Source organism: Streptomyces sp. H39-S7 (assembly GCF_027158205.1).
Classification (GTDB): Bacteria; Actinomycetota; Actinomycetes; order Streptomycetales; family Streptomycetaceae; genus Actinacidiphila.
Window position 1 is genome coordinate 179,988 of the sequence record NZ_JAPVLU010000003.1, and the last position, 12,434, is coordinate 192,421.

Here is a 12,434-nt window from a genome sequence, read left to right on the forward strand (position 1 = left end):
ATCGGAGCCCCGGAGGACGATCGTGCGACTGACACTGACCGTGGTGGATCCGCTCGGCGGGAACCGGGCGGATGTCGTGCTGGACGCCGACGCGGCGTCGACGGTGGCGGACATCGCGCGGGAGCTGGACCGGCAGGTCGGTGGGGACGGCGCGGCGATCATCTCGATCAGCGGCGGAACGGCCCGGCAGCCGGGATCGCCGGCGTTGTACGTCGACGGGTACGCCGTGGACCCCGCCAGGACCGTGGCCGAGTCGCCGCTGCGCGAGGGCGCGGTCGTGAGTCTCTACGACCCGGCGGGCTGCCTGCCGGGCGAGCCGGCCGGCGTGGTCGAACTGCGGGTGGCGGGCGGGCCGGACGCGGGGGCGGTGCACCGGCTGGGCATCGGCCGGGTGGAGATCGGGCGCGGCACGTCCGTCCGGATCCGCGTAGAGGACTCGGAACTGGCGGAGCGGGCGGCCGTCCTCGCCGTCGGCATGGGCGGCACGTGCCAGGTCACGATCGACGGCGAGACCCGCGACTGGCCGCTGGGCGAGCAGATCGCGCTCGGCAACTCGCTGCTGGAACTGGGCCCGTACATCCCGCCGAACGCCGCCCTGCACCCCGGCGACGACGGCAGCACCCTCGACTACAACCGGCCGCCGCGCATGCTGCCGCCCGAGCGCACCACGCTGTTCCGGCTGCCGTCGCCCCCCGGGGACGTGCCCACCCGTCCGCTGCCGTGGCTGATGGCGCTGATGCCGCTGGTGATGTCCGTGACGATGGCGTTCATGATGCACCGGATGATGTACCTGCTCATGGCAGTGGTCAGTCCGATGGTCATGATCGGCAACTACTTCATGGACAAGAAGAACGGCCGCAAGTCGCACACGAAGACCGTCACGGAGTACCGCGCTCACAAGGAGCGCATCGAGAAGGACGCGCAGGAAGCCCTCCAGGCCGAGCGGCAGGACCGGGCCGCCGCGTCCCCCGACCCGGCTACGGTGCTCAACACCGCGACCGGGCCGCGCACCCGGCTCTGGGAGCGCCGCCGCAGCGACAACGACCACCTGCTGCTGCGCGTCGGCACCGCGAAGCTCCCCTCGGAGGTCGTGCTGGACGATCCCGAGCAGGACGAGCACCGCCGGCACGTCGCCTGGGAGATCGACGACGCCCCGGTCTCGGTCGAGTTGCGCCGGCTCGGCGTGATCGGGTTCGCCGCGCCCGGCGACAGCGTGCGCGCGATGGGCCGGTGGGCGGTGGCGCAGGCCGCGGCCCTGCACAGCCCGATGGACGTGCAGTTCTACGTACTGACCGACGCGTCGGGGCAGGAGAGCTGGGACTGGGTGCGCTGGCTGCCGCACTCGCGGCCGACCGACGGTCAGGACGCGAGCGCGCTGCTCGGCACGGACGCCGAGACGGTGGCGGCCCGGATCGCCGAGCTGACGGCGATACTCGACGGACGGCAGAAGGCCAAGCAGAAGGCGGGCAGCGCCGCCAACCACGCCGCGTTCTTCAAGGACCCGGACATCGTGGTGGTCTTCGACGGATCACGCCGCCTGCGGTCGCTGCCGGGCGTCGTGGCCCTGCTGCGGGAAGGTCCCGCGGTCGGTATGTACGCGCTGTGCCTGGACTCGGAGGAGCGGTTCCTGCCCGGCGAATGCCAGGCCGTGGTGATCGCGGAGTTCGAAACGCCCAGCGAGAGCCCGAGCCAGAACCGGGTCCCGGCCCAGGGGCAGGCGCCCGTCGGGCAACCGGCGCCCCAGCAGGGCGGCTTCCCGTCGCTCAACGCCTGGTATGAGGGCAGTCAGGCGTCCACGGCCACCGCCGTGGAGCCGGCCGCCGGCTCGTTCCGGCTGCGCGTGGACCAGAGCAGCGCCGCACGGCTCCGCAAGGTCCGCCCCGATCTGGTGTCGGCCGCCTGGTGCGCGCGGCTCGCCCGCTGCCTCTCCCCCATCCGCGACATCAGCGGCGACACGGAGGACTCGGCGATCCCCGGCTCCAGCCGCCTGCTGGACGTACTGGAGCTGGAACCGCCGACCGGTGACGCGATCGCCGCGCGCTGGCGGATCAGCCCCATCTCGACGCAGGCGGTCGTCGGGGAGTCCTACGACGGGCCGTTCGCGATCGACATCCGCAAGGACGGCCCGCACGGGCTCATCGCCGGCACCACCGGTTCGGGCAAGTCGGAACTGCTGCAGACCATCGTCGCCTCGCTCGCCGTCGCGAACACCCCGGAGGCGATGACGTTCGTCCTCATCGACTACAAGGGCGGCTCCGCGTTCAAGGACTGTGTGCAACTTCCGCACACCGTCGGCATGGTGACCGACCTGGACGCGCACCTCGTGGAGCGCGCCCTGGAATCGCTCGGCGCCGAACTCAAGCGCCGCGAGCACATCCTGGCCGAGGCCGGGGCCAAGGACATCGAGGACTACACGGACCTGATGAAGCGGCAGCCCGGCCTCAAGCCGATGCCGCGGCTCCTCATCGTCATCGACGAGTTCGCCTCGATGGTCCGTGAGCTGCCGGACTTCGTCACCGGCCTGGTCAACATCGCCCAGCGCGGCCGTTCGCTCGGCATCCACCTCATCCTCGCCACCCAGCGCCCCTCCGGCGTCGTCTCCCCCGAGATCCGCGCCAACACCAACCTCCGCATCGCCCTGCGCGTCACCGACGCCAGCGAATCGTCCGACGTCATCGACGCCCCCGACGCCGGCACCATCTCCAAGTCCACGCCGGGCCGGGCCTACGTCCGGCTCGGCGCGACCTCGCTCGTGCCGTTCCAGTCCGGACGCGTCGGCGGCCGGCGCCCCGGCGCCGTGGATCCGGCGGTCGTCGCCCCCTGGGTGGGCCTGATCGAGTGGTCGCAGCTCGGCCGCCCCGTCCCGCGGCGCCCCGCGGGCGCCAAGGGCGAGGAGGACGAGATCACCGACCTGAAGGTGCTCGTCGAGGCGGTCTGCGAAGCCAACGAGCGGCTCGGCATCCCGCCCCAGCACAGCCCGTGGCTGCCCGCGCTCCCCGACACCCTGCTCCTCGACGACCTGCCGGTACCCGCGGCGACGGGTGCGCTTCCGCCCGCGCCGTACGGCATCGAGGACCTCCCGGCGCTGCAGGCCCGGCGGCCGGTCGCCATCGACTTCAGCACCTTCGGCCACCTGCTGGTCGCCGGCGCCCCGCGCTCCGGACGCTCCCAGCTGCTGCGCACCATCGCCGGCTCGCTGGCCCGTACGCACAGCGTCCGGGACGTGCACATCTACGGCATCGACTGCGGGAACGGCGCGCTCAACGCGCTGTCCCGGCTGCCGCACTGCGGCGCGGTCGTCGGCCGCGCGCAGACCGAACGCGCGATCCGGCTGATCGGCCGCCTCAAGGCGGAGATGACGCGGCGCCAGGAGGTGCTGGCCGCCGACGGCTACGCGGACATCGGCGAACAGCGCGGCGGGGTCCCCGAGGAGGACCAGCTCGCACACATCGTCGTCCTGCTCGACCGCTGGGAGGGGTGGCTGCCCTCGCTCGGCGAGCTCGACCACGGCGCCCTGACCGACGACCTGTTCACGATGCTCCGCGAAGGCGCGAGCGTCGGCATCCACGTGATCATCACCGGCGACCGGACCCTGATGGCGGGCCGGATCGCCACCCTCACCGAGGACAAGATGGCGTTCCGGCTCTCGGACCGCTCCGACTTCTCCCTCATCAGCGTCAACCCCCGCAAGGTCCCGGACGAGATCGCCCCCGGCCGCGCCTACCGCGCCGAGTCCGGCATCGAGACGCAGGTCGCGCTGCTCGACCCGGACGCGTCGGGGCAGGGCCAGGCCGCCGCCATCACCGCCATCGGGGCGGCCGTCCTGGAACGGGACGCCGATGTGCCGCGCTCGCGGCGCCCCTTCAAGGTCGACGTGCTGCCGTCGAGGCTGTCCTTCGACGACGCGTGGGAGATGCGCGACACCGACGCCGCCCGCTCCCCCCTGTGGGGACTGGTCGGCGTCGGCGGCGACGAGATAACGGGCTACGGCCCCGACCTGTCCGACGGCCTGCCGGCGTTCGTCATCGGCGGCCCCGGCAAGTCCGGCCGCAGCACCGTCCTGCTGTCGCTCGCCCGCAGTTACCTCCGGCAGGGCGCGCGCATCATCGTCGTCGCACCGCGGCCTTCACCGCTGCGCGACCTCGTGGGCACCGAAGGGGTGCTGGGCGTCTTCACCGAGAGCGAGCTGTCCGCCGAGGATCTGACCACGGCGCTGGAAGCGGCGGGCGAGAGCCCGGCCGTCGTCCTCCTCGACGACGCCGAGCTGCTGCGCGACATCGACGCCAAGGACGTACTGCGCGACATCATCGCGCGCGGCACGGACCTGCGCCGGGCGCTCGTGCTGGCGGGCAGCGAGGAGGACATCTGCTCCGGCTTCTCCGGCTGGCAGGTCGACGCCAAGAAGGCCCGCCGCGGCGCGCTGCTCTCCCCGCAGCAGACGATGAGCGGCGAGCTGATCGGCGTCCGCCTCGCCCGCAGCAGCGCCGGCGGGCAGGTCACCCCCGGCCGCGCCCTGCTGCACCTGGGCGACGGCGAGCCGCGCACGGTGACGGTCCCGCTGGCCTGACGAACGGCCGACGGACACCCACCGGAGCCCGACGGACGGCTTCCTGAACGCCGCCGCACGCGGCGGCGTTCAGGCGGCGCCCCACGGCCCCGGACGGGACCTCAGATCGCCGGAAGGCCGAACACCTGCCCGCCGGCGGACGCCACGACCACGTCCTTGCCCGCGGCGAGCCGCCAGTCCGCGATGTCGTCCGTGAGCGTGGTGTGGAAGTTCCAGATCACGTTCCCGGCCTTCCGGTCGAGGGCGAACACACCCACCCCGCTGAGCTGGCTCGCCACGTACACACCGCGATCGGTCAGCACAGGTGATGATCCCGTCGACGTCGACGCGTAGATCTCGCGGATCCAGATGCGCTTCCCGTCGGAAGCGTTCAGCGCCCGGATACCGGTGTGCGTGTCCCCTACGTACACGACGCCGTCCGCGACCACCGGCGACCCGAAGTAGGCGTCGCTGCCCGCCGGTACGGTCCACTTCTCCTTGCTCGTCGCGACATCGAGTGCCCTGAGCTGCTTCCCGCAGAGGTAGAGCGTGTCACCGGACACCACCGGGCGCACCGATCCGGACTTGTCGCCCAGCTTCTTCGTCCAGACCTGGTGGCCGTCCTTGGTGTCCCGCACGGTCACGTTCATCGAGCTGTCCGCGTAGACGAGGTAGCGGCCGGAGACCGTTCCCTCGACGGCGTTGCTCAGCGTTCCCGCGTCCCGCTGCTGGCGCCAGCGCTCCTTGCGCGTCACGGTGTCCACGGCGATGAGCATGGCGGGGCCGTGCAGGGAGTCCTCGGCCGAGTGCGACCCCATGTAGTAGACGGCCGTCTCGTCCGCGGCGAGCAGCGTCTCGATCCCCTGGTACGGCGCGGGCGTGTAGCGCCAGGCCTCCTGGCCGCTTCGGGCGTCCACCGCGAGCATGTCCGAGGACTCGTCGAGGCCGATGACCGAGCCGCCGCTGACGACGAGACGCGCGTACCTGTCGATGACCTTGTCCCCCGACCACCGCTGCTTCCCGCCCTGTTCGAGCAGGGCGACGACCGGGTCGGCGGGCACCACCACGGAGCCCTCGACGACGAGCGGCGCATCCGAGTTCAACGCGGTGCCGGTGTACGACCACAGGGCCTGCGCCGCGCCGCCCGGCCACTGCGCCGCCCCGGACGCCTTGGCCGAGGTCTTCGTACCGCCGGTCGTGGGCGGCGGCTTCGGCGTACCACCGCCGTCCTTCCCGCCGAACGCCCACACGGCCCCGCCGCCCGCAGCCGCGACCGCGACGCCCGCGCCGAGCGCGAGGAACCCCCGGCGGGAGCGCATCCCGGAAGAACCGGAAGCACCGGACACCCGCGTAGCGCCGGAAGTACCCGCACCACCAGCAGTGCCCGCACCACCCGCCGCCGGCTCCAGCGCCGCCCCGTCCAAGGTGGTCGGAGTACGGTGCGGAACCGTTTCTCCGGGCGTCCCGTGAGCGGGAGTCTCCAGGTCCAGGATCCGCGAGGCGTGCTGCGCGATGGTCGAGGAGACCGGCCCCGGCAGCCAGTTGTGCAGCACGGCAGCGGCTCCGGCGGGGGCCAGTGCCTCGCTGATCTGCTGCGGAGTCGGCCGCTGCGCCGGGTCCTTCTGCAGGCAGGCCAGCACCAACGGCCGCAGCGAGGAGGGCATCTCGGTCAGGTTCGGGGTGCCGTGCACCACCTGATAGAGGAGCGAGGCAGCCGTACCGATCCCGAACGGCTGCTGGCCGGTGGCCGCGTACGCCAGCACCACGCCCAGCGAGAAGACGTCCCCCGGCGGCCCGGCCACCTCGCCGACCGCCTGCTCGGGCGGTATGAAACCTGGTGAGCCGACGACCACTCCCGTGCTCGTCATCCGGTCGCCGTCGACGGCACGTGCGATACCGAAGTCGATCACCCGTGGCCCGTCCGCGGCCAGCAGCACATTGGACGGCTTCAGGTCCCGGTGCACGAGTCCCGCGCCGTGGATCACCACGAGCGCCTCCGCCAGCCCTGCACCCAGCGCGCGCACGGACGCCTCGGGCAGCGGGCCGTGCTGCTCGATCACCTCGTCGAGCGGCGGGCCCAGCACGTACGCGGTCGCCAGCCACGGCAGCCGGCCCTCGGTGTCGGCGTCGACGACGGGCGCCGTGTAGGCCCCGGAAACCGCCCGCGCGATCTCCACCTCGTGCCGGAACCGCGTACGGAACTGCTGGTCCTCGGCCAGTTCGGGCCGGACCACCTTCACGGCGACCGTCCGGCCGCCCGGCGACCGGGCGAGGTAGACCCGCCCCATGCCGCCTGCGCCGAGTCGTCCCAACAGGCGGTATGCCCCTAGGTTCTGCGGGTCTTCCGGCTCCAATGGCTGCATCAACAGCCACCCCCGTCTCCTGTGTGCACATCCGTGACGTCGGGTCACCCCGACGTGGCAGCCTATTGCGCCGGTTTTCTCGCGGCCGATGTGGTCCCCTTCCCCTCGCGGCCCGTGCGTAGGGTGGGGAACCATCAGCCACACAGGTGACGTCGCACCCATCGGCAGATGCGTGCGAGGCAATGGAGCAACGGGGTGAACCATGGGTGATCTGCAGATCAACGGAACCGTGATGGGGGATCTGCGCAGAACGTTCTCCACCATCGCGCATCGTATGGAAGCCGTCAGCCGGACCATGGGCAACGCCAACGGCGAGGGTGTCGGAGCGCCCAAACTCATCGACGACGTGCACGACTTCGCGGACGAGTGGAAGTACGGCGTCAAGCAGATCGGCGAGCACGCCGACACCGCGGTCCAGATGATCGATCAGATCGGCAAGACCTTCGACGACGCCGATCTGCAGCTCGCCAACTCCCTCAAGCCGGAAGGCAAGTGCTCGTGACCCGTAGTTTCCCCCACCTCGGGTTCGATCCGACACCGGGTGACGTCGGGCAGACACGCTCCCTGTCCCGGCAGTTGGGCGATCTGACGACCGAGTTGTCGACGACGGTCAACGAGTTGCAGCAGATCGAGTGCGGCTACTGGAAGGGCGAGGCGGCCAAGGCCTTCAGCCGGCACATATCCCAGGACGTCACCCCGTTGATCAAGAAGGCGCACGACTCCTTCGGCCGGGCCGCCACCTCGATCGGCAACTGGGCCGAGCAACTGCATGGCTTCCAGGACGAGGCCGCCGCGCTGGAGCGCGAGGCCTCGACCAAGCAGGAGACCCTCGACGGCGCCAAGAGGGCCCTGGGCTCCGCCCCCACGGCCACCCCGAGCGGCACCGAGACCCCGCACCCCCAGCCGGGCGCGTCCCCCACCCCCACGGCCGCCGACGAGAACAAGAAGAAGCACAAGGACGTCACCGACGCCGACACCGCCCTGCAGGGTGTCCGGCACCGGGCCGAGGAACTGCACAATCGTTTCACCCGGGCCGCCCAGGCCGTCAGCCATGACCTCGACAAGGCCGGCGACATGGCGCCCGACAAGCCGGGCCTCTTCCACCGCATGGTCAGCGGTGTCGAGGGCGCGTGGAACGACACGGTCAAGTGGGTCCAGGACCACGCAGACATGATCAAGCTGATCGGTGACATCCTCGGCGACCTCAGCGGCATCCTCGGGATGCTCGCCATCATCACCGCCCCGTTCGAACCGCTGGGCGCGATCTTCGCGGGCGCGGCGGTGGCCACCAGCGCCCTCGCCCTGGTGGCGCATCTCGTCGCCAAGGCGGCCGGCGCGGACGTCAGCTGGATGTCCATCGGGCTGGACGCGCTCGGCGCGGTCCCCGGCCTCGGCGCGTTCTCCAAGGGCGTCAAGGTCGCCGACGGAGCCGTGGCGGCCGGGCGCGCGGCCGAACTCGGCGAGGGCTTCCGCGGTGTGACGACGATCAGCCGCAACATCGTCGGTGTGGGCGACCGGGTGGCCGGCGCCCTCAGCTTCACCGTCAAGGGGAAGACGATCGGGCTGTGGGGCTTCAAGAGCGGCGGTCTGATCAAGGCCGAGGGCACGATGGGCCGGCTCGGCCTCGTCGCCGAGCAGAACTACGCCAAGGGCCAGTGGCTCGGCACCCGCGGCCTGGATCTCATCAGCAAGGGCAAGTGGGCGATCAACCCGATGTCCGGTCTCGGGCGCGGGATCGACGCAGGCATCAAGATCGCGCCGAAGCTGTGGTCGGTGCCGCAGCACATCGGCGAGGCGCTCCACCCGGGCGACCGGTTCAACCAGGCGGCCACCGCGCACTGACCGACAGCACAGCCCCCCCACCGCGCACTGACCGGCAGCACCCCCCCCACTGACCGGCAAGCGCGAAAGCACTGAGGACGGCGAGACGATGGACTGGTATCCGGACGCGGGCGAGGCCTCGCTGTTCCGCACCACACTGCGCTTCGCGACTGGGATGGCCCCGCCCGTCTCCGGCTCGCGGTGGTACCGCGACACCGGCCGGCACGACATCCAGCCCGAGCTCGTGGCCGCCGGCTGGCCGCCCGGACCGGAGTTCACCCTCCGGAGCGGCACCGATCAGGCGACGCGGCGCGCCGGCCGCGCCGCCTGGCTGGGCATCCCGCTGCTGCTCAACCTCATCTCCAACGCGGGCGGCGCGCCGGGCTCGCCCTTCGGAGACGTCGCCCTGCGCGGCGACCCGCAGGACCCGGAGAACGAGGTCGAGGACTTCCCCGTCCTGTGGGCGGCGCCCGGCACGGCCGCCCGTACGCTGCCGTGGCAGCTCGACCCGGCCCGGCAGGCCAAGGGCTACCGCACCGACGCGGTGGTGACCGACCGGCGGCTGGTCGTCCTCGGCATCGCGTCCGTCACGGCTCCGGCGGACGTGCTCTGGGAGGCGCCGCGCGAGCGGATCGCGAAAGCGGAACGCCGTGAGTACGCCGAGACGAAGGCCGACCTGGTGATCACCTTCGCGGACGGATCCTGGGTCCGGGTGTCCGCCGGATCGGCCGACAACGCCGCCAAGGTGGTCCAGCATCTGAACGGCACGGTCCGCACGCTGACGGACGAGCAGCTGACCGGCGGGCAGCGCGAGCGCGTCGCCCGTTTCCTCGGCGAACTCCCGCCGAACGCCGAAGCCCCGGTCCTCACCGTGCTCCCGAGCGGCATCGTCCAGGTCGAGGCGCGCGTCCCGGCGAAGCTCGGCAAGGGCCTGTTCGAAACCCACACGATCCTGATGGACGACGCGGGCGCGCCCGCGCCTCCCCGACCCGGCGACCTGTGAGCGACACGACTCCATGAGCATCTCCGACATATCTCCCTCCGTCCCGACCGCTCTCGACGGCCCGGACATCCCTCCCCTGTGGTTCGTCGTCCCCGACGGCTTCCACCCCCTCCCGATCGCCGCCACCCCCGAGGAACGCGCCGCGGGCGCGGCCGACTTCGTACGCGAGCTGTTCCCCAACGGCGACGACGACCTGTGGACGCCGGCCGCGCTCTTCTACGCGGGCCTCGCCGAGCTGATGACCGAAGGAGGCCTGGCCTTCTCGGCGATGGGCCTGTTCGGAATCGACGACGGCGGCATCGCGCACTGCTCGTTCACCGTCTCCGCCGTCGCGTCCGACCACCCGTCGGTCGAGGTCGCGGCGCTGGGACTGCGCGAGATCATGACCCGCGACCCGCTCAACGACGCGCGCTGGCTGGACCTCCCGTGCGGTCCGGCCGTCTCCGCCGTCTCCATGCGCGAGATCACCATCGGCGGCGAGATGACCGCGACCGGCGAGGACGCCTCGCTGCTCACCGGCCAGATCCAGGTCTGGGTGCCGTTCCCCACCGGCCCGTTCACCGCCGTCTTCACGCTCGACACGGCCGCCGTGGACTACTGGGGCGAGATCAGCGACATGACGGTCGCGATCCTGCGCACGGTGAGCTTCACACCGCCGGAGGAGCGGGCGGCGGAGGAGCGGGTGACGGAGGAGCGGGTGGCGGAGGGCTCCTGACGTCTCCAGCCCCTCTGCCGACCGTCGACCCCGTCAGGTCGTCCCGGTCCGCTGCCGGGGTATCGCGGACTCCTCCAGGAAGCGCTCGACCGTCTCGTACCAGGCGGCGGGCTGCTCCCAGTGGAGGAGATGGCCGGCGTCCGGGATCTCGGCGTAGCTGCCGCGGGGCAGGACGCGGACCATCTCCTGGGCCTCGGCACGCCCCAGTTCGCCCTCCAGACCGCGGACGACGAGGGCGGGGCAGCGGACCTGGGTGAGCTCCTCCCAGTGGGCGTCCAGGATCCACGGGGCACGGGAGCGGAGCATGTGGCGGCGGGCGAAGACGGGCCGCCAGCCGTCACCGCGCTCTTCCATGATCTCGGTGTAGAAGTCGCCCCTGGCGGGGCGCGGAGGATCGACCCAGGGGTCGTCCTCACCGAACCATTTGCGCACGTCGGCGAGGCTGGCGAAGGGCAGCGGCCAGGATTCGAACCACGACTCCCAGTCGTGCTGGCTCGCCTCCCCGAGGGCCGCGGCACGCATGTCGCAGACGATGACGGCCCGTACGAGGTCCGGGCGGCGGGCGGCGAGCTGCCAGGCGGTGAGACCGCCCATGGAGTGCCCGACGAGCGTGACGGGGGCGAGGCCGAGCTGTTCCACGGCCGCCTCGGCGTCGGCGAGGTACGCCTCGCGGCTGTAAGGACCCTCGGGTTTGTCGCTGCGCCCGTGGCCGCGCTGGTCCAGGGCGATGGCACGGTAGCGGGGGGCGAGCCGGCGGGCGGTGCCGGCCCAGTGGGAGGCCCGGCCCATGAGCCCGTGGAGCAGCAGGACGCCGGGCCCGGCGGGGCCGTCCTCCTTGGCGTCGGCGGCATAATCCCAGGCCGCGAGCCGGACGGAGCCCGCTCCGGTCACCTCGATACGTCGGATCATGTGCCGCACCCCCCTGACGAACTGGTCGGGTCGTTCAGGTGCCTACGTTATCGAACTTTCATTCGATAAGACGGTCGGAACTCACAACATCGCTCTTTCGAGTGACATCACTCAAGGATTGACCGCCGCAGCCGAGGGGAGATCTCCTGCGGGGCGCGATGTGAAGGGGAAGCGGTCGCGCGGAGTACTCGGGAAGCTCGGGGTTCCGGGTCCTCCGAGGGGAGCACCACCAGGGGAGGGACAAGGGGAGGAGGGCCCCGGCGCCATCAGGCGCCGGGGCCCCGCCCTTTCCCACCAGGACAAACCGCGGGTCCTACCGCTTGGCCACGAAGACGTGCGAAGCGACCTCGGCGCCCAGCTCGGCGGCCTCGCCGCCGCTGCCCACGAGCACCCCGCCCGCTGAGGACGTCACGCTCACCACCGCGCCCGGCTGCACACCGGCCCGCCGCAGCGTGTACATCAGCTGGGCGTCGGTCTGGATCGGCTCGCCGATCCGCTTGATCACGACGCTGGCCCCGGCCGGGCCCGGCGACAGCTCCGCCAGACTGACCATGCCCTCCTCGAGGAAGGGGTCGGCCTCGGCCTTCTCGCCCAGCTCCTCGAGACCCGGGATCGGGTTCCCGTACGGCGACTCGGTCGGGTGCCGCAGCAGCTCCAGCACCTTGCGCTCCACCGCCTCGCTCATGACGTGCTCCCAGCGGCAGGCCTCGGCGTGCACCTGCTCCCACTCCAGGCCGATCACGTCGACGAGCAGGCATTCGGCGATCCGGTGCTTGCGCATCACGCGCGTCGCCGTCCGCCGGCCCTCGTCGGTCAGTTCCAGGTGGCGGTCGCCCGCGACGTGCACCAGGCCGTCGCGTTCCATGCGCGCCACGGTCTGGCTGACCGTCGGGCCGCTCTGATCGAGCCGCTCGGCGATTCGGGCGCGCATGGGGACCACACCCTCCTCTTCCAGCTCCAGGATGGTGCGGAGATACATCTCCGTCGTGTCGATGAGTCCGGACATGCGCGCCCCTCAATAGCTAGTGCGTGGCCCTGCACCAATTCTGACGCATCCCACCGACAACCGGCCCCGGC

General features: G+C 71.8%; 8 protein-coding genes. 5 read left to right on the forward strand and 3 right to left on the reverse strand.

Annotated elements, in window-relative coordinates:
* Positions 1–22: 22 nt before the first annotated feature.
* Positions 23–4,567, forward strand: a complete 4,545-nt coding sequence (locus O3X23_RS04235; RefSeq protein ID WP_269269730.1) for an FtsK/SpoIIIE domain-containing protein — start codon at positions 23–25, stop codon at positions 4,565–4,567.
* Positions 4,568–4,668: 101 nt separating this feature from the next.
* On the opposite strand, the gene O3X23_RS04240 is transcribed toward O3X23_RS04235, so the two are convergent.
* On the reverse strand, positions 4,669–6,858 hold the full coding sequence (locus O3X23_RS04240) for a protein kinase domain-containing protein (protein ID WP_269269731.1): 2,190 nt from the start codon (positions 6,856–6,858) through the stop codon (positions 4,669–4,671).
* Positions 6,859–7,111: 253 nt separating this feature from the next.
* On the opposite strand from O3X23_RS04240, the gene O3X23_RS04245 reads away from it, so the two are divergent.
* From O3X23_RS04245 to O3X23_RS04260, 4 genes are all read left to right on the forward strand, one after another.
* On the forward strand, positions 7,112–7,411 hold the full coding sequence (locus O3X23_RS04245) for a hypothetical protein (protein ID WP_269269732.1): 300 nt from the start codon (positions 7,112–7,114) through the stop codon (positions 7,409–7,411).
* A complete protein-coding gene (locus O3X23_RS04250) occupies positions 7,408–8,751 on the forward strand; it encodes a putative T7SS-secreted protein (protein WP_269269733.1) in 1,344 nt (447 codons plus the stop codon). Before O3X23_RS04245 ends, O3X23_RS04250 begins: the two co-directional genes overlap by 4 nt.
* An 88-nt stretch (positions 8,752–8,839) precedes the next feature.
* The gene (locus tag O3X23_RS04255) at positions 8,840–9,733 is read left to right on the forward strand and encodes a hypothetical protein (protein ID WP_269269734.1); all 894 of its coding nucleotides are present in this window, start codon (positions 8,840–8,842) and stop codon (positions 9,731–9,733) included.
* A gap of 13 nt (positions 9,734–9,746) precedes the next feature.
* Positions 9,747–10,448 (forward strand): hypothetical protein, encoded by a 702-nt coding sequence (locus tag O3X23_RS04260; protein WP_269269735.1) that lies wholly within the window; start codon positions 9,747–9,749, stop codon positions 10,446–10,448.
* Positions 10,449–10,481: 33 nt separating this feature from the next.
* Here O3X23_RS04260 and O3X23_RS04265 read toward each other — a convergent pair whose 3' ends face one another.
* Complete coding sequence (locus O3X23_RS04265; RefSeq protein WP_269269736.1) at positions 10,482–11,357, reverse strand: alpha/beta fold hydrolase; 876 nt, start codon at positions 11,355–11,357, stop codon at positions 10,482–10,484.
* Between the two features lie 313 nt (positions 11,358–11,670).
* Positions 11,671–12,363: a metal-dependent transcriptional regulator gene (locus tag O3X23_RS04270; RefSeq protein WP_269269737.1), complete on the reverse strand. Its 693-nt coding sequence runs from the start codon at positions 12,361–12,363 to the stop codon at positions 11,671–11,673.
* Between the last annotated feature and the right edge of the window lie 71 nt (positions 12,364–12,434).